Source organism: Jiella sonneratiae (genome assembly GCF_017353515.1).
GTDB lineage: Bacteria > Pseudomonadota > Alphaproteobacteria > Rhizobiales > Rhizobiaceae > Jiella > Jiella sonneratiae.
Genome location: NZ_JAFMPY010000034.1, coordinates 21,022 through 41,998 on the forward strand (window position 1 = coordinate 21,022; position 20,977 = coordinate 41,998).

The 20,977-nt window shown below is 69.4% G+C and carries 17 protein-coding genes; 14 read left to right on the top strand and 3 right to left on the bottom strand.

What is annotated here, in order from left to right; genetic code table 11:
* The first annotated feature begins 371 nt into the window (after positions 1 to 371).
* Both J1C47_RS21450 and J1C47_RS21455 read left to right on the top strand, forming a co-directional pair.
* On the top strand, positions 372 to 1,886 hold the full coding sequence (locus J1C47_RS21450; RefSeq protein ID WP_207352853.1) for a leucyl aminopeptidase: 1,515 nt from the start codon (positions 372 to 374) through the stop codon (positions 1,884 to 1,886).
* 196 nt (positions 1,887 to 2,082) lie between these two features.
* Positions 2,083 to 2,535: a DNA polymerase III subunit chi gene (locus J1C47_RS21455; protein ID WP_207352854.1), complete on the top strand. Its 453-nt coding sequence runs from the start codon at positions 2,083 to 2,085 to the stop codon at positions 2,533 to 2,535.
* A 63-nt stretch (positions 2,536 to 2,598) separates the two neighbouring features.
* Here the strand turns inward: J1C47_RS21455 and J1C47_RS21460 are convergent, their stop codons facing one another.
* A complete protein-coding gene (locus J1C47_RS21460; protein ID WP_207352855.1) occupies positions 2,599 to 3,411 on the bottom strand; it encodes a PhzF family phenazine biosynthesis protein in 813 nt (270 codons plus the stop codon).
* A 185-nt stretch (positions 3,412 to 3,596) separates the two neighbouring features.
* Between J1C47_RS21460 and J1C47_RS21465 the strand changes: the two genes are divergently transcribed.
* Complete coding sequence (locus tag J1C47_RS21465) at positions 3,597 to 4,769, top strand: cation diffusion facilitator family transporter (protein ID WP_207352856.1); 1,173 nt, start codon at positions 3,597 to 3,599, stop codon at positions 4,767 to 4,769.
* Between the two features lie 51 nt (positions 4,770 to 4,820).
* Here J1C47_RS21465 and J1C47_RS21470 read toward each other — a convergent pair whose 3' ends face one another.
* Positions 4,821 to 5,093 carry a heavy-metal-associated domain-containing protein gene (locus tag J1C47_RS21470; protein ID WP_207352857.1) on the bottom strand — a complete coding sequence of 91 codons (273 nt, stop codon included), beginning with the start codon at positions 5,091 to 5,093 and terminating at the stop codon, positions 4,821 to 4,823.
* Positions 5,094 to 5,409: 316 nt separating this feature from the next.
* Between J1C47_RS21470 and J1C47_RS21475 the strand changes: the two genes are divergently transcribed.
* A complete protein-coding gene (locus J1C47_RS21475; protein ID WP_207352858.1) occupies positions 5,410 to 7,938 on the top strand; it encodes a heavy metal translocating P-type ATPase in 2,529 nt (842 codons plus the stop codon).
* Between the two features lie 120 nt (positions 7,939 to 8,058).
* On the opposite strand, the gene J1C47_RS21480 is transcribed toward J1C47_RS21475, so the two are convergent.
* Complete coding sequence (locus J1C47_RS21480; protein ID WP_207352859.1) at positions 8,059 to 8,691, bottom strand: hypothetical protein; 633 nt, start codon at positions 8,689 to 8,691, stop codon at positions 8,059 to 8,061.
* A 206-nt stretch (positions 8,692 to 8,897) separates the two neighbouring features.
* Here J1C47_RS21480 and J1C47_RS21485 point away from each other — a divergent pair, with 206 nt between their 5' ends.
* The 10 genes from J1C47_RS21485 to J1C47_RS21530 form a co-directional block, all read left to right on the top strand.
* Complete coding sequence (locus J1C47_RS21485; RefSeq protein WP_207352860.1) at positions 8,898 to 9,830, top strand: ring-cleaving dioxygenase; 933 nt, start codon at positions 8,898 to 8,900, stop codon at positions 9,828 to 9,830.
* Positions 9,831 to 10,198: 368 nt separating this feature from the next.
* Complete coding sequence (locus J1C47_RS21490; protein ID WP_245396729.1) at positions 10,199 to 10,849, top strand: TetR/AcrR family transcriptional regulator; 651 nt, start codon at positions 10,199 to 10,201, stop codon at positions 10,847 to 10,849.
* Between the two features lie 39 nt (positions 10,850 to 10,888).
* Positions 10,889 to 12,118 (top strand): efflux RND transporter periplasmic adaptor subunit, encoded by a 1,230-nt coding sequence (locus tag J1C47_RS21495; RefSeq protein WP_207352862.1) that lies wholly within the window; start codon positions 10,889 to 10,891, stop codon positions 12,116 to 12,118.
* Positions 12,115 to 15,711, top strand: a complete 3,597-nt coding sequence (locus J1C47_RS21500) for an efflux RND transporter permease subunit (RefSeq protein WP_207352863.1) — start codon at positions 12,115 to 12,117, stop codon at positions 15,709 to 15,711. The genes J1C47_RS21495 and J1C47_RS21500 overlap by 4 nt, the downstream gene beginning before the upstream one ends.
* A gap of 87 nt (positions 15,712 to 15,798) precedes the next feature.
* Positions 15,799 to 16,293 carry a GNAT family N-acetyltransferase gene (locus J1C47_RS21505; protein WP_207352864.1) on the top strand — a complete coding sequence of 165 codons (495 nt, stop codon included), beginning with the start codon at positions 15,799 to 15,801 and terminating at the stop codon, positions 16,291 to 16,293.
* A 256-nt stretch (positions 16,294 to 16,549) separates the two neighbouring features.
* Positions 16,550 to 16,942, top strand: coding sequence for a succinate dehydrogenase, cytochrome b556 subunit (gene sdhC, locus J1C47_RS21510; protein ID WP_207352865.1), 393 nt, complete (start codon positions 16,550 to 16,552; stop codon positions 16,940 to 16,942).
* A gap of 14 nt (positions 16,943 to 16,956) precedes the next feature.
* Positions 16,957 to 17,334: a succinate dehydrogenase, hydrophobic membrane anchor protein gene (sdhD, locus tag J1C47_RS21515; RefSeq protein WP_207352866.1), complete on the top strand. Its 378-nt coding sequence runs from the start codon at positions 16,957 to 16,959 to the stop codon at positions 17,332 to 17,334.
* A 3-nt stretch (positions 17,335 to 17,337) separates the two neighbouring features.
* The gene (sdhA, locus tag J1C47_RS21520) at positions 17,338 to 19,212 is read left to right on the top strand and encodes a succinate dehydrogenase flavoprotein subunit (protein WP_207352867.1); all 1,875 of its coding nucleotides are present in this window, start codon (positions 17,338 to 17,340) and stop codon (positions 19,210 to 19,212) included.
* 88 nt (positions 19,213 to 19,300) lie between these two features.
* Positions 19,301 to 19,609, top strand: coding sequence for a virulence factor (locus tag J1C47_RS21525; protein WP_207352868.1), 309 nt, complete (start codon positions 19,301 to 19,303; stop codon positions 19,607 to 19,609).
* Positions 19,610 to 20,088: 479 nt separating this feature from the next.
* On the top strand, positions 20,089 to 20,977 hold an 889-nt coding region (locus J1C47_RS21530), incomplete at its 3' end, for a cache domain-containing protein (protein WP_207352869.1).

Here is a 20,977-nt window from a genome sequence, read left to right on the forward strand (position 1 = left end):
AGCGCGGCGGCCGGGCGGCGTGCCGGAAAGCCGCGCCGGCCGCGGGTCGTCGATGGCGCCTGTCTCGGGGGCAAGATGTCGGCCTCGGTTCGGGGTCGGCAAAGGTCCAAACGACGATCTCGCAGCTTGGCTAAGAAAGCTTCAAGGCCCTTGGTTAACGGGACCGACCGGCCGCATGCCCTTGCAAAACGCCGCCGGGCGCTCAAATCTGCGCGGGTCCGGCAGACGGCCGGGGAGCGGCGACGCCGCGGCCGCGGGCGCCGCCGGCCCTCCCGGCTCTCCCGGCACCGCCCGCCCGCATCGAAGGCGAAGCGGCGTGCCGGGCGGCGCCTTTCGACCGCAGGTCCGATCGACCGACAGCAGGAGACATCATGGCAACGCTTCCAAAAATCGACTTCGCCCCGCTGGGCGCAGCGCCGGCCGGCGTTCTCGTCGCCTTTGCGGGCGAGGGCGGATCGGTCCCGGAGGGGCTGCCGGAAGCCCTCCGCGAGACCGTCGGCAAGGCGGCGCGGATCGCCGAGTTCAAGGGCAAGCGGCTGGCGGCGCTCGACCTGATCGCCCCGGCCGGGAGCGATGCCGAGCGGCTGCTCGTCGTCGGCGTCCACGGCAAGGATGCCTTCACGGAAGAGGACTTCCTGAAGCTCGGCGGCACCATCGCCTCGAAGACGAAGGGGGCCGCGGCCGTGACCATCCGCTGCGAGATGCCGGGCGGCGCCGCGCTTTCTGCCGCCGACGTCGCGCGGATCGCCGGCGGTGCGCTGCTGCGGTCCTACGACTTCGACCTCTACAAGTCGAAGAAGCCGAAGGCCGGCGAGGACGAGGCGGAGGAGAAGGCGAGCCGGGCGCCGGCCGCCCTGACCTTCGCGGTTGAAGATCCCGACGCGGCGCGCGCCGCCTTCGCCGTCGAGGAAGCGGTCGCCGCCGGCACGATGCTGGCGCGCGACCTCGTGAACGAACCGGCCAACATCCTCGGCCCGGTGGAATATGCCGAGCGCATCGAAGCGCTGGCGAAGGAGGGGATCGACGTCGAGGTGCTCGGCGAGAGCGAACTCAAGGCGCTGAAGATGAACGCGCTGCTGGGCGTCGCCCAGGGCTCGCCGCGGCCGCCGCGGCTCGTCGTCATGCGCTGGAACGGCGGCCCCGACGACGAGGCGCCGGTCGCCTTCGTCGGCAAGGGCGTCGTCTTCGACACCGGCGGCATCTCGATCAAGCCCGCCGGCTCGATGGACGAGATGAAGGGCGACATGGGCGGCTCGGCCGCCGTCGTCGGGCTGATGCGGGCGCTCGCCGGCCGCAAGGCCAAAGTCAACGCCGTCGGCATCGTCGGCCTCGTCGAGAACGCCGTCGACGGCAATGCCCAGCGTCCGGGCGACATCGTCACGGCGATGTCCGGCACGACGATCGAGGTGCTGAACACCGACGCCGAGGGCCGCCTCGTCCTCGCCGACGCGCTCTGGTACTGCCAGGACCGGTTCAAGCCGAAGTTCATGGTCAATCTGGCGACGCTGACCGGGGCGATCATCGTCGCCCTCGGCAATCATCATGCCGGCCTGTTCTCGAACGACGACGAACTCGCCGAGCGGCTCTCGGCCGCCGGCAAGGCGAGCGGCGAGAAGGTCTGGCGGATGCCGCTGTCGCGCGACTACGACAAGATGATCGAAGGCAAGTTCGCCGACATCAAGAACATCGGCGGCGGCCGCGCCGCCGGCTCGATCACCGCCGCGCAGTTCCTGCAGCGCTTCGTCAACGACGTGCCCTGGGCGCATCTCGACATCGCCGGCACGGCGATGGGCTCCCCCGCCAACGAGTACAACCAGTCCTGGGCGTCGGGATTCGGGGTGCGGCTGCTCGACCGGCTGGTCGCCGATCATTACCAGGCCTCTTGAGGGGCTGAGGGGCTGAGGGGCTGCCGGCCGACGCGACGGGTCTAGAGGGTCGGATCGCCCGATCCGGCGGCGCCGATGCGGACGGCCGCACGCGAACGTGATATGAAGGGCGCGCCGATCCGCGGCGCGCCCCGTTGCTGCGGCGCGACGCTTCCCGGCGCCTCCAGCGCGCCACAACCTCGCCCAACGGCTGCCGATGACGGAAGTCCTGTTCTACCATCTGACCGAGAGCCGGCTGGAGCAGGCGCTGCCGGAGCTTCTCGAACGCTCGCTCGCCCGCGGCTGGCGGGTGGTGGTGCAGTGTTCGAGCGAGGAGCGGCGCGACGCTCTCGACAACCACTTATGGACCTATCGCGAGGACAGCTTCCTGCCGCATGGCAGCGACGCCGAGGGTTCCGGCGCCCTGCAGCCGGTGCTCCTCACCGTCGATCCGGCGAGCCGGGCGAACGATCCGCATGTCCGCTTCCTCGTCGACGGCGCCGTGCCCCGGACGCTCGAAGGCTATGTGCGGGCGGTCTATCTCTTCGACGGCCACGACATGGAGCAGCTCGACACCGCCCGGGCGCGCTGGAAGGTCGAGAAGGCCGCCGGCCATGCCGTGACCTACTGGCAGCAGACCGACGAAGGCCGCTGGGTCAAGAAGGCGTGAGGGCGCGCCAAGAAGCCCGATCCGGCTGGTCGGGCCTGTGGAGCGGCGCGCGTCCGCCGTCGCTCAGGCCGGCAGCATGATTTCGCCGCGCATGTAGAGCACCGCCTGGCCGGAGACGACGACCGTTTCGCCGTCGAGGCTGCATCTGAGGTCGCCGCCTCTCGCCGAAACCTGTCTGGCGACGAAATCGGTCTTGCCGAGCCGCTCGGCCCAGTAAGGCACCAGCGAGCAATGTGCCGACCCCGTCACCGGATCCTCGTCGAGCCCGGCCTTGGGGGCGAACATGCGCGAGACGAAGTCGACGCTGTTTCCCGGCGCGGTGGCGACGACGTTGAGCGGGTCGAGCGCCGCGAGCGCCCTGAAATCTGGATCGAGGCCGACCACCGACGCCTCGTCGGGAAAGACCGCGAGCCAGGACGTGTCGCCGGGGGTGGCGAATTCCACCACCTCCTCCGGCCTTCTGCCGAGGGCCGCCGCCAGCGCGTCGGGCGCGACCGCCCCGTTCCGCACCCGGCGTGGAAAGTGCATCACGAACCAGCCGTCGTCCTTCCGGCTGACCGCGAGCTCGCCGACCATCCGGGTCGAAAAGGTCAGCGTCTCGGCCGTCTCGCCGAGGACATCGGACAGCACGAAGGCGGTGGCGAGCGTCGCATGGCCGCAGAGCGGCACCTCGATCTTCGGGGTGAACCAGCGAAGCTCCCATCTGGCGCTCCCCGCCGGGACGAGAAAGGCCGTCTCCGACAGGTTGTTCTCCGCGGCGATCTTCGCGAGGACGGCGTCGGGCAGCCATTCGTCGAGCGGCACGACGGCGGCGGGATTGCCGGCGAAAAGCCGGTCGGTGAAGGCGTCGACCTGGTAGATCGGAAGGGTTCGCATCGCGCGCTCCACAGGCTGCATTCGCTCCGGACCCGGCTTAGCCCGCTTCGGCCGGCCGGCGCCAACGCTTTCCTGTGACCGGGGCAATCGACCCGAAAATTGCGGCGAAGCGCCCGAAGTGCCGGCCGGACGGGTGCCCGCGGAACGCCGCGGACCTATGTTCGGCAACGAAAGGAGCAGGCCTCATGGCAGCGGACAATCAGGCGCAGACGCCCGGCGGCGGCGAGGCGGGTCGCGGCGGAGCGAACCAGCATGGCCACGGGCACGATCACGGGCACGATCAAGATCACGGGCACGGACATGGCGCCGGCCACGAGCATGAGCATGGCCACGAGCACGGCCACGATCATGGCCATCACCATCACGCCCCGACGGTCTCGAGCGGCAACGAGCGCGCAGTGCTCCTCGGCTTCCTTCTGACCTTCGGCTTCATGATCGCCGAAGGCGTCGGCGGGCTCCTGTCGGGATCCCTGGCCCTCGTCGCCGATGCCGGCCACATGCTGACCGATTCCGCCGCCCTCGCGCTCGCCTGGGCCGGGTTTCATTTCGGCAAGCGCAGCTCCGACGAGCGGCGGACCTTCGGCTACATGCGCTTCGAGATCCTCGCCGGCTTCGTCAACGCCGTCGCGCTGATCCTGCTCATCGTCTGGATCGCCTACGAGGCGGTGATGCGGCTGATCACGCCGCAGACGGTGCTGGCCGGCCCGATGCTCGGCATCGCGGTGCTCGGGCTGCTCGTCAATGTCGGCGTCTTCTTCATGCTGCGGAAGGGCGACCAGGAACACGTGAACATCCGTGGCGCGCTGCTCCACGTCATCGGCGACCTGCTCGGCTCGGTCGCCGCCATCGTCGCCGCGATCGCCATCTGGCTGACCGGCTGGACGCCGATCGATCCGATCCTTTCGGTGCTCCTGTCGGCGATCATCCTGAGAAGCGCCTGGGTGCTCCTGAAGAACACCCTCAACATCCTGATGGAAGGCGTTCCGGGAGACATTTCGCCCGACGAACTCGCGGAAAAGCTGCTCGCCGAGGTCGCGGGGCTGTGCGGCGTCGAGCACGTCCACGTCTGGTCGATCACCTCGGGCCAGCCGCTGGCGACGATGAATGTGAGGCTCGAAGAAGACGCCGATCCGCGCGCCGTCGTCGGGCGGGTGAAGGAGGTGCTCCTCGCCGATTTCGGGATCGGCCACTCGACGATCGAGATCGATTTCGGCGGCTCGGCCGAGCACTGCCCCCTCGGCGGCAAGGCAGCCGGCAGAACCCGGCCGGACGACGCCGCGTCCGGCGAGCCGGCCGCCGCCGGAACAGGGACCGGAACAGCAACCGGGACCGGAGCCGCGCCGGCCGCGTTCGCCTGAGGTGATGACCCGACCGGGCGCCGGCCCTGCCTGCCCGAACCGGCGGGTCGCTCAGGCGCCGGCCGGCTGCGGCTCGTAGCCGGCCGAGCGGATCGCATCGGCGGCGGTTTCCGTCTCCGCTGCGGCCGCGGCGACAGCGACGCGCTTTGCCGCAAGGTCGACGGTGACGGCGCGGCCGGGCAGCGCGTCGCCGAGGGCGCCCCGGATCGCCGCCTCGCAATGGCCGCAGGACATGTCGGGGACGGTGAACTGGACGGATCCGGCGTCGCCGACCGGGGCGGCGTCGGGTTCGGGCTTTGATCGGAAGGAATTGAAGAGCGACATTGGTCTGCCTCCGGTCTCGTCGTGGCGTTTCTTCCGGCCCGCGCGCATGCGTGTCGATCCGCGGCAGCTGCCGGTCGGAGGCGGAGATGGGCATTCCAGTGGCAGGAAGGTCAAGGATGCGACGGTTTCAGGGATTGGATCGGGCGTCGCATCCGGCGCTGCGACCTGCAAACATCTGGCATTTTCCGCATGGGCCGCTTGACCTTCCTGTTACTGGAAGTCCGATATCCGGGGTGTCATGGAGCCGGCAAACGGGATTGTGGCGCAGGTTCGCCGCGGCCGTGCCGGGCCGTGCGACACTGAAGGAGGCGAGGCGATGACGAAGGCTCTGACGATTTCCGTCGACGGCATGTCCTGCGCGTCCTGCGTGCGGCACGTCGAAAAGGCGCTCGCGGATGTCGACGGGGTGGCGAATGCCAGCGTCAATCTCGCGCGCGGCACCGCGACGGTCGATCTCCGCGACCCGGCGCTTCCCGCAGCGTCCGCCACGGCGCTTGCCGCGGCGCTCGCTGCCGCGGGCTACGAGGCACGGCAGGCCGAGGTGACGCTCGACGTCGAGGGGATGAGCTGCGCCTCCTGCGTCAGGCGCGTGGAAAAGGCGATCGAGGCCGTGCCCGGGGTGACCGAGGCCGCAGTCAACCTCGCTGCGGGCACGGCCTTCGTCCGCTATCTCGAAGGCGCCACCGACACGGCGGCGATCGCCGCCGCGGCAACGAAGGCCGGCTATCCGGCAGAGCCGCGCGCGGGCGAAGGCGGCACGGGCGCCGCCGGCCACGACGAGCGCCTCGCCGCCGAGCGGGCGGTGCTGCGGCGCGAGGTCGCCGTCGCCGCGCTTCTCGCGGCGCCGGTCGTCGCGGCCTCGATGGGCGGCGATCTGTGGCCGGCCTTCGGCCGCTGGCTGGCGGCCTCGGCGGGCACGGAGGCGGTGCAAGTGGCCGAGTTCGTGCTGACTGCCCTGGTGCTCGCCTGGCCGGGCCGGCGGTTCTATGCCAAGGGCGTGCCGGCGCTGGCCCGTGCCGCCCCCGACATGAACTCCCTCGTCGCCCTCGGCACGGCGGCGGCGTTCCTCTATTCCGCCGTCGTCACCTTCTTCCCCTCTCTGCTGCCCGAAACGGCGCGCCACGTCTATTTCGAGGCGGCGGCGGTGATCGTCGTCCTGGTGCTCGCCGGCCGCCTGATGGAGGCGCGGGCGAAGGGTCGGACCGGCGCGGCGATCCGCAAGCTGGCGGGGCTGAAGGCGAAGACCGCCCGCGTCGTCAGGGACGGCGCGGCGGTCGATGTCGCCATCGCCGAGCTTGCCGTCGGCGACCTCGTCCAGGTCCGCCCCGGCGAGCGCATCGCGACCGACGGCGTCGTCGCCGAAGGCACGAGCTACGTCGACGAATCGATGCTGACGGGCGAGCCGCTGCCGGTGGAAAAGCGCAGCGGCGACAGGGTGGTCGGCGGGACGGTCAACGGCACCGGCGGCTTCACCTTCACGGCGGAGAAGGTCGGCGGCGAGACGGTGCTCGCGCAGATCATCCGCATGGTCGAGGACGCGCAGGGCGCCAAGCTGCCGATCCAGGCGCTGGTCGACCGGGTGACGATGGTCTTCGTGCCGGCGGTGATGCTGGCCGCCGCTTTGACCTTTTTTGTCTGGATGGCGTTCGGGCCGGAACCGACCCTCTCCCACGCGCTGGTCGCCGCCGTCGCCGTCCTCATCATCGCCTGTCCCTGCGCCATGGGCCTTGCGACGCCGACCTCGATCATGGTCGGCACCGGGCGCGCCGCCGAACTCGGCGTCCTGTTCCGCAAGGGCGACGCGCTCGAGGCGCTGAGCGAGGCCGACGTCGTCGCCTTCGACAAGACCGGCACGCTGACCGAGGGGCGGCCCCGCCTCACCGACTTCACGCTGGCCGCCGGCTTTCGCCGCAGCGAGGTCATGCGGCTCGTCGGCGCCGTCGAATCCGCCTCGGAACACCCGGTGGCGCGGGCGATCGTCGCGGGCGCGGCGGAACGCGGCGTCGCCTTTCCGAAGGTCGGGGCGTTCGAGGCGTTGACCGGCCGCGGCGTCGCCGCGACGGTCGAGGGCCGGTCGGTGCTCGTCGGCTCGGCGCGGCTCTTCGACGAGCGGCGGGTGGAGCTCGGAACCCTCGCCCAGGCCGGCGAGAGCCTCGCGCGCAACGCCCGCTCGCCGGTCTTCGTGGCGATCGACGGCGTCGCGGCGGCGGTGATGGCGGTCTCCGACCCGGTGCGCGAGGAGACGCGGCGGGTGATCGACGCGCTGCATGCCGAGGGGCGGGGAGTCGCGATGATCTCCGGCGACGTCAGGTCGAGCGCCGAAGCGGTCGCCGCCGGGCTCGGCATCGACCACGTCATCGCCGGCGTCCTGCCCGGCGGCAAGGTCGCGGCCATCGAGTCCCTGAAGGCGGGCGGCCGCCGGGTCGCCTTCGTCGGCGACGGCATCAACGACGCCCCGGCGCTGGCGGCCGCCGACGTCGGCATCGCCGTCGGCAGCGGCACCGACGTCGCCATCGAGAGCGCCGACGTGGTGCTGATGTCCGGCGACCTTTCCGGCGTCGTCAACGCCTTCTTCATCAGCCGCATGGTGCTGGCGAACATCCGCCAGAACCTGTTCTGGGCCTTCGGCTACAACGTCGCGCTCATTCCGGTGGCGGCCGGCGCGCTCTATCCGCTCTACGGGGTGATGCTGTCGCCGATGCTCGCCGCCGGCGCGATGGCGCTGTCGAGCGTCTTCGTCCTGTCGAATGCCCTGCGGCTGCGCTTCGCCGGTCCTGCCGACGCTTCGGGCCGCGAGGCCGGCCAAGCTGTGCGGGGCCTGCGCCGGCGGCCGGCGGCGGCCTGAACCGGCGCTGCCGGGCCGTAAGATCCGCTCGATCACAGCGGGGCTCGTATCGAGCCCGCGCGGCGAATGAGCGTCTTTGTTTCCGGCATCAGGAAGTGATCCGCCGGAAACCGTATCATATCAGAGGTCCTCGCGGAGCATCTCGTCGATCTCCCGTCGTTCCTTCGACGAGCGGATCTGGATGGCATCCACCGTGCGCGGCCGCAGGCACGCCTCGCCGTTCCTGCGCACGACGTCGTAGGACCGCCTGGCACCGATGCTGACGTCGTCGGGGCCGTAGACGCCGATGACGTGCACGGTGAAGCCTTCGAGCCCATCCCAATGGTTGTGCGGCCCGGGCGGATCGTCGGGGCCCTCATAGTCGAGGACATGGGTGACGATCGCCGAAAAGCTGCCGAGGTCGCGCATCTCGCCGGAGGCGATCGGCCCCTGCCGGGTCTGCTGGCGCACCCCCGCGCCGCTGCCGCTGTTGTCGATCTCCTCGATGTCGGTCACCGGATAGCGCAGCCTGCCGGCCCTCGTTTCGAGCGAGACGATGATGCTGCGGATGAACACCGTGTCCCGGCTCATGTTGGTGACGAGGCAGCGGGCGTCGAGGCTGCCGCGCAGGCCGCGGGTGATGAGGAGGCGGGGCCGGCGCTCGCGCTGGAAGCCCGACCACAGCATCTGCAGGTAGAAGGCCCAGATCGCCAGCATTCCGAGATTTGCGACGACGTTGATCAGCGCCGAATTGTCGGAGATCCATTCGAGCATCGTCTCTCCCCGATGGCCGGTCGTTGCGGCAAGGCACCCTCGGCGGAAGAGGCCGGCGCGGCCGCGGTTCACAGCTCCCGCGGTCAAAGATGCGGCTCTCCTTGCCGATTGCGAGGGAGCGGCCGGCGACCTTATGCTTAGGCGGGCGAAGACCGGCGCGATGGTCGGGCCGGACTGGGCCGGAGACGGGCGAGGGAGGTTCAGACATGAAGAGCGCTGGCATCCATCACGTGACGGCGATCGCCGGCCCCGCGGCGCGCTGTCTCGACTTCTACGTCCGGGTGCTCGGGCTGAGGCTGGTCAAGAAGACCGTCAATTTCGACGATCCGACCGCCTATCACCTCTATTTCGGCGACGATGCCGGCCGGCCCGGGACGATCGTCACCTTCTTCCCGCTGGAACATGCCGCCCGGGGCCGGGTCGGCGTCGGCGAGGTCGAGGAGATCATGCTCGAAGTGCCGGCCGGATCCCTCGGCTTCTGGTCGCACCGGCTGATCGAGAAGGGCGTCGAGCATTCCGGCATCGAGAAGCGGTTCGGCGAAAGCGTGCTGCCGTTCAAGGATCCCGACGGCCTGCGGCTGTCCTTCGTCGGCGTCGCCGATCCGGCACCGGTCGCGAACGAACCCTCGGTCGTCGGCACGGTGCCGGCGGAGCACGCGATCCGCGGCATCCACGGCGTCAGCCTGCTGGTCGAGGAGGCGGGGCCGACGGAGGCGATCCTCGCCGACGTCTTCGGCTTCGAGAGAGGAACCGAGGAGGGCTCGCGCCGCCGCTTTTCCTCCGGTGCCGCGATCGGCGGCATCGTCGACGTCCACGCCGTCGGAGGCTTCCTGAAGCCGCGGCCCGGCCGCGGCAGCGTCCATCATCTCGCCTTCCGTGCCGAGGACGACGCCGCGCAGGCGGCGATGGTCGAACGTCTCGCCTCCGCGCACGGAAGCGACGTCACCGAGCAGAAGGACCGCAAATACTTCCGCTCGGTCTATTTCCGCGAACCCGGCCACGTGCTCTTCGAGATCGCCACCGACGCGCCGGGTTTTGCGGTGGACGAGGCTCCCGAGGCGCTCGGCTCCGGCCTGATGCTGCCGGATCGCTACGAGAGCCTGCGCCAGCGCATCGAGGCGACGCTGCCCGAGCTCTGACCGAAGCCGCTTCCGCAAGCCGTGGTTCCGCCGGCACCTGCCGGGCGGCGTGACGCTGCGCCGGGCCGGGCCGGGCGTGGGACGATGCGCCGGGCAAGACAAGGGACGCCGGTCTCGCCTGTTCGGGCAAAGCCGGGACCCGCGACGGCGGCCGAAATCGAGAGGCTCGCCGGCCGGCATCCACGATGTTTTTACGACATCGCGAAATTGTTTTTGCTGCGGTGCGGCGAGCCTCTCGATTTCGTCTCCGAAGCTGATTAGATGTGCGAACGATCGTTCGCTCTCATCCGCCTCCGGGCCGGGAGCGCACGTTGCCCGAACCCCGGACGGACGTCGGAAGCGCAATGTCGGAAAGCCCGAGACTGAAGATGGAGTTTCCCAGCCTGCCGGCTCCGGCGACGGCGCACGAGCAGCGGCGCCAGCAGGTTCTCGAGGCGGCGCGGCTGTGTTTCTCGCGCTCCGGCTTCCACTCGACCTCGATGCATCAGATCTGTGCCGAGGCGCAGATGAGCCCGGGCGCGCTCTATCGCTATTTTCCCTCGAAGGACTCGATCATCGAGGCGATCGCAGAGGAGGAGCGGGTGCTCGCCACCGCCTGCACCCAGCAGCTTCTCGAGCCGGGCTGCCTCGTCGAGCGGATCGTCCAGGTGGGGCTCGAATATCTGCGGCATACGCGCGACCGCGCGACCGGCGGGCTGACGCTGGAGATCTGGTCGGAGAGCGTCCGCAACACGGCGGTCGGCCAGCGCTTCTGCGAAATCGAGGAGACGGTGCGGGCGGGCTTCCGCCGGCTGCTCGTCGATGCCCGCGACCGCGGCGAGATCAACCCCGACACCGACCTCGACGCGGCGCTGATGCTGATCTTCGCCCTGGCGGACGGCCTCGTCCTGCACCTGCAGCTGCGGCCGGAAATCGCGGTGGAGACGATCGAGCCGGAACTGCGCAAATTCGTTCACGGACTTCTGGCGCCGCGCCAGCCGGCGGCCGCGGTCACGGCCGCAGGCGGCCGGGCCGGGTAGGACCGGTTCCTTCGACAAGCAAGCGAGACGACTGAGACGATGACGAGCCCCTTCCGCAGCAAGACGAGAACCCGTCGCGCCTCCGCCGCCCTGGCAGCGGTGGCGGCGACTGTGCTGCTCGTCGTCTCGTCTGCCGCCGCCTTCGCCGAGGAAGCCGCTGCCACGGGCAGCGAGCCCAAGCCGCCGAGCATCTCGGTGATCGCCGCCCGGAAGGGCGAGATCGTCGAGCGGGTCGACGTGACGGGAACGTTGATGCCGCGCGAGACGGTGTCGGTCGGCGCCGACGTCGACGGCCTGAGGATCATCGGGCTTTCCGCCGACGAGGGGGACACGGTGGAGAAGGGCGAGATCATCGCCCGGCTCGAGACCGACATGATCGAATCGAACATCGACCTCAACGCCGCGCAGATCCAGCGGGCCGACGCCGCCATCGCCCAGGCCAAGGCGCAGATCGCCGACGCCCAGGCCGCCGCCAAGGAGGCGGACGCGGCGCTCGAACGCTCGCGCCCCCTCGCCAAAAAGGGCATCATCGGCCAGGACGTGCTCGACCAGCGGATCGCCGCCGCCGCCAGCGCCCGCGCGCGGGTCAGCGCGGCGCAGCAGGGCATCGCCGTGGCCGAGGCCGACAAGGCCGCGCAGATCGCCCAGCGCGACCAGTGGATGCTGCGCAAGTCGAAGGCCGAGATCAAGGCCCCGACGGCGGGGCTGGTCCTGTCGCGCAGCGCCAAGGTCGGCGCCATCGTCTCGGCCGGCTCCGGCAGCCTGTTCGAGATCGCCCGCGACGGGCTGATCGAGCTCGAGGCCCAGGTGTCCGAGACGGTTCTCGCCCGGCTTGCCAAGGGCCAGCCGGTCGACGTCTTCGTCGCCGGCCGCAGGCAGCCGGTGACGGGCGAGGTGCGGCTGATCGCGCCGCGCGTCGACCAGGCGACGCGGCTCGGCACCGTCGACATCGCCCTGCCGAAGGACGCCGAGGGCCTGCATGCCGGCGCCTTCGCCCGCGGCGTCGTCGAGGTGGCCCGGCATCAGGGCGTGCTGGTGCCGCGCACGGCGGTGGTCTTCGAGGGCGACGACGCGGTCGTCCAGGTCGTCGACGCCGCTGGCGTGGTCGAGGGGCGCGACGTGACGCTCGGCCTGACGACGGCCGACACGGTCGAGATCCGCAAGGGCGTTGCCGCCGGCGAACAGGTGGTGGCCACGGCCGGCGCCTTCGTGCGCGACGGCGACACCGTCACGCCGGTGAAGCTCGCGGAGAGCGGGGGCGAGAAATGAACTGGAACATCTCAGGCTGGGCGATCCGGCACCCGGTTCCGCCGATCCTGCTCTTCGTCGTGTTGATGGCGCTCGGGCTCTACAGCTTCTTCGCCCTGCCGATCACCCGCTTTCCCAACATCGACGTGCCGGTGATCGCCGTCACCGTCACCCAGTCGGGCGCCGCCCCCTCGGAACTCGAGAGCCAGGTGACCAAGCGCGTCGAGGATGCGATCGCCGGCGTCTCCGGCGTCAAGCACATCACCTCGACGATCACCGACGGCCAGTCGCTGAGCGCCGCCGAGTTCCGGCTGGAGGTCGACACCGACCGGGCGCTCAACGACGTCAAGGACGCCATCGCCAAGATCAGGTCAGACCTGCCGCGTTCGGTCGACGAGCCGATCATCCAGCGCATCGAGGTCGAGAACCAGTCGATCGTCACCTATGCCGCCTCCTCGCCGGGCATGACGCCCGAGCAGCTCTCCTGGTTCGTCGACGACACGGTGATCCGCGAACTGCAGGGGCTGAAGGGCGTCGGCAAGGTCGACCGGATGGGCGGCGTCGAACGCGAGATCCAGGTGCGGCTCGATCCGGACCGGCTCGCCGCGCTCGGCGTCACCGCGGCGACGATCAACGCCCAGCTCCGCGCGACCAATGTCGATCTCTCCGGCGGCCGCGGCGACTTCGGCGGCCAGGAACAGGCGATCCGCACGCTCGCCTCTGCCGACACCGTGTCGGGCCTTGCCTCGACGCGGATCGCGCTGCCGGGCGGCAACGAGGCGAAGCTTGCCGATCTCGGCGAAGTCGTCGATTCGTGGGAGGAGCCGCGCTCCTTCGCGCGGCTCGACCGCGAGCCGGTCGTCGCCTTCTCGGTGTTCCGGGCGAAGGGCGCCAGCGACACCACCGTCGCCGACGCCGTCTCGGGGCGCATCCAGGAGCTCGGCGCGCAATATCCGAACGTCTCCTTCGCCAAGATCGACGACAGCGTCACCTACACCTACGGCAACTACGAATCGGCGATGGAGACGCTGGCTGAAGGCGCCTTCCTGGCGGTCATCGTCGTCCTGTTCTTCCTGCGCGACTGGCGGGCGACCGTCGTCGCGGCGATCACCCTGCCGCTCGCCGCCATCCCGACCTTCGGGCTGATGGACCTGATGGGCTTCTCGCTGAACCTCGTCAGCCTGCTCGCCATCACGCTGGTGACCGGCATCCTGGTCGACGACGCGATCGTCGAGATCGAGAACATCGAGCGCCACATGTCGATGGGCAAGCCGCCCTATCGCGCGTCGATGGAGGCGGCCGACGAGATCGGCCTCGCGGTCATCGCCATCACCGCGACGATCATGGCGGTGTTCGCGCCGGTCTCCTTCATGGGCGGCATCGCCGGGCAGTATTTCAAGCAGTTCGGCCTGACGGTGGCGATGGCGGTGTTCTTCTCGCTGCTCGTCGCGCGGCTGATCACGCCGATGCTGGCGGCCTATTTCTTCCGGCCGCACCGCCACGACGGGCCGGGCTTCTTCCGGCTGCTGTTGCGCCGGCTCCTGTGGTTCATCCCGCTCTGGGCCCTTTGCGCCGCCGCGCTCTACACGCTGGCCGTGCTGCCCGAGCTCGGCGCCGGCTCGGCCGTGAAGGGCTTCCTCCAGCCGCTCGTCGCCGACCTGCCGCCGATCGACTTCGCGACGGCGCGCCAGGATGCGGCGATGCTCGCCGCCGGCCTCTTCGCCCTCGCCGTCGTCCTTGCCTATCTCGGCATGCCGCACGCGCCGGAAGGCAAGGTCGGCCTGGTGAACCGCGCCTATACCCGCTTCCTGCGCGCCACGCTCCACGTCTTCTGGATCCCGACGCCCGTCTTCTGGAAGGGCGCCGACGGACGGCGCCGCTTCCTGCGCTTTCCCTTCGGCATGCGCTGGGTGACGCTCGCCGTCGGCATCGCGGTCTTCGCCGGCTCGATCTACTCGATCCGCTTCCTGCCGACGGGCTTCATCCCGAAGGAGGATGCCTCGCGCATCGTCGTCTCGCTCGAACTTCCCCCCGGCTCCACCCTCGACACGACGCGCAAGGTCACCGACGAGGCGGTCACCTCGATCCGCGACCTGCCGGAGGTGAGGAGCGTCCTCGTCATCGGCGGCTCCAGCCCGACGGGAACGCTGGAGGTGCGGCGCGCCGCGCTGACGGTCAATCTGACGCGCAAGCACGAGCGCACGCGCAGCCAGGCCGTGCTCGAGCCGATCATCGCGCAGAAGCTCGCCGAGATTCCGGACCTGCGGGCCTTCTACGTCAACGACCGCGGCGAGCGCGAACTCTCCGTCGGCATCCTCGGCGACGACGGCGACAAGGTCTCGGAGGTCGCGGCCAAGCTCGAATCCGAGATGCGCAAGGACCCGATGTTCGCCAGCCCCTCGGCGATGGCCTCCTTCGCGCGGCCGGAGATCCGCATCACGCCGCGCTTCGACGTCGCGGCCGATCTCGGCGTCACCGCCGACCAGATCTCCCAGACCGTGCGGGTCGCGACGATCGGCGACGTCGGCGCCAATCTCGCCAAGTTCAATCTCGGCACGCGGCAGATCCCGATCCGGGTGGAGCTCGAGAAGTCGGCGCGCTCCGACCTCCAGACGATCCGCAACCTGAAGGTCAACACCGGCTCCGGCGCGGCGGTGCCGCTCGAGACCGTCGCCGACATCGGCTTCGGCCGCGGCCCCTCGACCATCGACCGCTACGACCGCGAGCGGCTGGTCAAGGTCGGCACCTCGATGGCGCCGGGCTACGAGATCGGCCAGGGCTCCGCCCGCATCGCCGAACTGCCGGCGGTGAAGGAGATGCCGCCGGGCGTCCGGCTGCAGGAGGTCGGCGACGCCGAGATCCAGGGCGAGGTGTTCGCCGGCTTCGCCTCGGCCATGGCCTCCGGCATCATGATGGTGCTCGTCGTGCTGATCCTGCTCTTCGGCTCGTTCTTCGTGCCGATCACCATCCTCGCGGCGCTGCCGCTGTCGGTTGCCGGCGTCATCGGGGCGCTGCTCGCCACCCATACGGCGGTGTCGATGCCGGTGGTCATCGGCATCCTGATGCTGATGGGCATCGTGACCAAGAACACCATCATGCTGGTCGACTTCGCGGTCGAGCGGGAAAAGCACGGCATGAGCCAGACCGAGGCGATCATCGACGCCGGCTCGAAGCGGGCGCGGCCGATCATCATGACGACGCTCGCCATGGCGGCGGGCATGATGCCGGCGGCGATGGCGACGGGCGAGGGCGGCGAGTTCCGCGCCCCGATGGCGATCGCGGTGATCGGCGGCCTCCTGGTCTCCACCGTGCTGTCGCTGGTGCTGATCCCGTCGATCTACACGCTGATGGACGATCTCAGCCACGTCACCGGCCGCTTCTTCGGCTGGCTGCTCTCGCCGAACCCGCCGCAGGAGGAGACCGGCACCGCGCTGGTGCCGGGCCATGGTGGCGCGGGCATCGCGCCCTGGCCGCATCCGGCCGGTCCGGTGCCTGTCGCTGGGCCGGGATCCGCCTTCGTCTACGGGCCTCCGGCGATCTACCAGATCGCCGCCGGCAAGCCGCGGGACGACGAAGAGGGCGGTCCGGCGCGCTATCCGCACGCCGCCGAATGACGAGGGCGGCGGGCGCCGGAACGGGGGCGATCGGACGCAGCGACGGCCCCTTGACCGGCGCCGCGTTCGCGTGAACAAGCGTTGGCCATGGAACCGCTCGGCGCAGGCGCACCGCAACCAGACATCGAAATCGGCCGGCTGAAGCTCGCCGATGCCCGCGACCTCGCGCCGCTGATCGCCGCCTACAACCAGTCGCTGTTCCGCGGCCCCCCGGGGGCGCCCGACGCCTTCTATGCCGAGCAGCTCCTGCAGGACCGCACCGCCGAGGTGCTCGGGGCGCGGCTCGACGGCGACCTCGTCGGCTTCGTCATCTTCTACGACATCCCGGACGTGTGGACCGGCATGCGCTCGGGCCTCGCCGACCACATCTTCGTCGATCACCGCCACCGCCGGAAGGGCATCGCCAAGGCGATGGTCGACGTTCTCGCCGAGGAGGCCGACGGCCGCGGCTGGTCGAAGCTCGTCCTGCACGCGCCGCGCAATCCCGGCACCGGCCGTCGCCTCTACGAGAAGGTGGCCGAGCCGGCGGACTGGGCGAGCTACGTCATCCGCTTCATCGACCGCGAGCCGAACGTCAGGTGATTCGCGCGCGTTTCCCGTCGCGGGCCCGCGCCGTGCCGCGCGGCCGGCGCCCGGCGTCGGCTCGCCGCCGGCTGCGGGGATCGCCCGGGGCGCCCTAATCGATTAAGCCGGGCGGGTCATTTCGCAACTGCGGCGAAAGGCTTGCTTTCGACCGGCGAATTGGCCTTTTAGAAGGCTTCCATTGGCCGTTCGCCGCACCGCGCTACCCTTGGGCGTGCCGGTGCTGCCGGCCGAAAGCATGGACTGGAAGGCACCGATGTCCGACGTCAAATCCGCGCGGCCGCTCTCGCCGCATATCAGCATCTACCGCTTCCGCCCCACCATGGCGATGTCGATCGTCCATCGCATCACCGGCGGTGCGCTCTATGTCGGAACGCTGTTTCTGGTCTGGTGGCTGGTGGCTGCCGCCGGCGGACCGGACTCCTTCGCCGCGGCCTCCGGCTTCTTCGGCTCCTTCCTCGGGAAACTGATCCTCTTCGGCTACAGCTGGGCGCTGATCCACCACATGCTCGGCGGCATCCGGCACTTCGTCTGGGACATGGGGCACGCCGACTCGCGGGAGACCTCGACAAAGCTCGCCGTCGCGACGCTGATCGGTTCGGTCGCCCTGACCGTCCTGCTCTGGCTCGGCATCCTGATCTTCGGCTGAAAGGACCAAGCAAGATGAGCGATTTCAGAACCCCGCTTCGCCGCGTGCGCGGTCTCGGCGCTGCCGGCGGCACCGAGCATTTCTGGCAGCAGCGCCTGACGGCAGTCGCCAACGTCTTCCTGATCACCTTCTTCGTGATCCTCCTCCTGACCCTGATGAACGAGAGCTACGAGGGCGTGCGGGCGGCCTTCGCCAACCCCTTCGTCGGCATCGTCATGGCGCTGGTGGTCGTCTCGGCGACGATCCACATGAAGCTCGGCATGCAGGTGATCATCGAGGACTACGTCCACGGGGGCGCCAAGCTGCCGCTCCTCATCCTCAATACCTTCTTTGCGATCGCCGTCGCCGCGGCGTGCCTTTTCGCGATCGTCAAGATGAGCTTCGGAGCCTGAGCCATGGCTGACAACACCACCATGAACGGTGCCGGCAACAACGGCGCGGGCGGCCAGCCGCATCGCAGCGCCCCCGCGACGAACGGCAAGGCCTATCCGGTCGTCGACCACACCTTCGACGTGGTGGTGGTCGGCGCCGGCGGCGCCGGGCTGCGCGCCACCCTCGGCTGCGCCCAGGCGGGGCTGAAGACCGCCTGCGTCACCAAGGTCTTCCCGACCCGCTCGCACACTGTCGCGGCGCAAGGCGGCGTCGCCGCCTCGCTCGGCAACATGGGCAAGGACGACTGGCGCTGGCACATGTACGACACCGTCAAGGGGTCGGACTGGCTGGGCGACCAGGACGCCATCGAATATCTCGTCAGGAACGCCCCGCAGGCGGTCTACGAGCTCGAACATTTCGGCGTGCCGTTCTCCCGTACGGAAGACGGCAGGATCTACCAGCGGCCGTTTGGCGGCATGACCACCGAATTCGGCCAGGGTCCCGCCGCCCAGCGCACCTGCGCCGCCGCCGACCGCACCGGCCACGCCATCCTGCACACCCTCTACGGCCAGTCGCTGCGCCACGCGACCGAGTTCTACATCGAATATTTCGCCATCGACCTGATCATGGACGAGGAGGGCGCCTGCCGCGGCGTCGTGGCGCTCTGCCTCGACGACGGCACGATCCACCGCTTCCGCGCCAAGAAGACGATCCTCGCCACCGGCGGCTACGGCCGCGCCTATTTCTCCGCCACCTCCGCCCATACCTGCACCGGCGACGGCGGCGGCATGGTTCTGAGGGCCGGCCTGCCGCTGCAGGACATGGAATTCGTGCAGTTCCACCCGACCGGCATCTACGGCGCCGGCTGCCTGATCACCGAAGGGGCGCGGGGCGAGGGCGGCTATCTGACGAATTCCGAAGGCGAGCGCTTCATGGAGCGCTACGCCCCCTCGGCCAAGGATCTCGCCTCGCGCGACGTGGTGTCACGCTCGATGACCATGGAGATCCGCGAGGGCCGCGGTGTCGGCAAGAACCAGGACCACATCTTCCTGCATCTCGACCACCTCGACCCGGCGGTGTTGCACGAGCGCCTGCCCGGCATTTCGGAATCGGCCCGGATCTTCGCCGGCGTCGACGTCACCCGCGAGCCGATCCCGGTGCTGCCGACGGTCCACTACAACATGGGCGGCATCCCGACGAATTTCCACGGCGAAGTGCTGACCAAGAAGGACGGCGACCCGGACGCCGTGGTGCCCGGGCTGATGGCGGTCGGTGAGGCGGGCTGCGTCTCGGTGCACGGGGCCAACCGGCTCGGTTCCAACTCGCTGATCGATCTCGTGGTCTTCGGCCGGGCCGCGGCGCTTAGATGCGCCGAGACGGTGGCGGCCGGCGAGAGCCAGCCGGACCTGCCGGCGGGCGCCGGCGACGCCGCGCTCGCCCGGCTCGACCGCTTCCGCAACGCCTCCGGCGCGACGCCGACGGCGGAGCTGCGCGACCGGATGCAGCGGACGATGCAGTCGAACTGCGCCGTCTTCCGCACCGGCGAGGTCCTCGAAGAGGGCCATGGCAAGATCCACGAGGTCTGGCAGGCCTCCGACGACATCCGCGTCTCGGACCGCTCGCTGATCTGGAACACCGACCTCGTCGAGTCGCTCGAATACGACAATCTCATCGCCCAGGCGGTGGTGACGATGGATTCGGCCCGCAACCGGACGGAATCGCGCGGCGCCCACGCCCGCGAGGATTTCCCCGACCGCGACGACCAGAACTGGATGAAGCACACGCTCGCCTTCTGTGACACGGCCGGAAAGACCGTGACCCTGGAGGATCGGCCGGTCCACACCTACACGCTGTCGAACCAGATCGACTACATCGAGCCGAAGAAGCGCGTATATTGACACGTCGCGACCGACGGTTGATGTCAGTCAGAAGTGAAGGAGGTGCTCGATGCCTTCAATTGGACACAACAGCCGACGGTCGGGTTCCATGTTTGCCATCGTGTTCGATCTCGATACCAACAGCCTGAAGGACGTATATGGCGGGCCCTCGTGGAACAACGCCTATACGGATGTCCGCAATTTCCTCAAGAAACGCGGATTCGACTGGCAACAGGGCAGCACCTATTTCGGCGACGACACGGTCGACGCCGTGTCCTGCGTTCTGACGATCCAGGACATGACGGCCGAATTCGACTGGTTCGCGCCCTCGGTGCGCGACATCCGCATGCTTCGGATCGAGGACAACAACGATTTGATGCCGGCGGTCGCGCGGGTCGCGAGCCGCCGGAAACCATGATCCTTTGATACGAGATCCGTTCGATCAGAGCGGGGTTCGTATCAAGCCCGCGCGGCGAATGAGCGTCTTTGTTTCCGGCGTCACGAAGTGATCTGGCGGAAACCGTATGAGAGGATGGCGCTTGGGATTACCGCCTCCTCAAGGCTTGCGGGCCTGAGCGACCATCCGCCGGACGCAGACGCCTCGCTCAGCGCCGTGCCGTCCCTCGCCGTGCCCGGGCGGGCGGCGCCGCCCGCCTCGACCGTACGCTCGGGTTGCTTTTGCCACCGTCCCTGCGGCAGTCGCCGGCGATGACCGGGCGTTACTGCAGGAAGAGCGGGTCCCGACTGCAACGGCGGGGCGATTTCCGCCGGTCATCATAAGCAACGCCTTTCTTCTTTTCAGCCAATCTTAACGACTTCCCCGATACCCCTGGGAAGACGCGCGTTGCGTCAGGCCGCTCCGAAAAGAGCTGAAACGCGTCGATAGGCGAACCTCCGATGAATTTCTCGATCACCCGCAAGCTTTCCGCCCTGATCGCCGTCGCGGCGCTAGTCAGCCTCGTCGCCATGTCGCTGCAGCTCTATTCGCTGCACGAGACGATATGGAAGGACCGGCGGGCCCTGATCGTCTCGCAGGTCGACAGCGCCATCAGCATGCTGGCGGGCTTCCAGGCGCGGGTGGAAAAGGGCGAGATGACCCTTCAGCAAGCCCAGGACCGGGCCCGCGAAGCGGCCCTGCCGATCCGCTTCGGCGAGAACGACTATCTGTTCATGATGGACGGCAAGGGGCTCCGGGTCATGCATCCCGACCCGAAGCTGATGGGAACGGACGCCTTCACCTCGAAGGATCCGACGGGCCGCTACTACAACCGGGAAATGGTCGAGAATGCCCACAAGGGCGGCGGCTTCACGCCCTATTACCGTGCCCGGCTGAAGGGCTCCGACGCGCTGTCGCAGAAGCTTTCCTACGCCCAGCTCTTCGCACCGTGGGACTGGACCGTCGCGGCAGGCCTTTATGTCGACGATCTCGAAGCCCAGTTCATGGGCGAGGTCTACAAGACGCTGGCCTGGAGCGGCCTGTTGCTCGTCGTGCTGATCGCCTGCGCCGTACCGCTCGCCCGGTCCATCTCGCGCCCGATCCATGCGATGACGGCCGCGATGCGCCGGCTGGCGGCGGGCGAAAAGGACATCGCGGTTCCGGCGATCGGCCGGCGCGACGAGCTCGGCGAGATGGCCACCGCCGTGCAGGTGTTCAAGGACCAGGCGATCGAGCGCGACGCGCTGGAGAAGGCGGCCGCGGCGGCCCGGGTTTCCGAGGCCGACGCCAAGCAGCGCCAGGCCGATCTCGAACATGCCAAGGCGGAAGACCTCAGGGCCTTCATGGGCC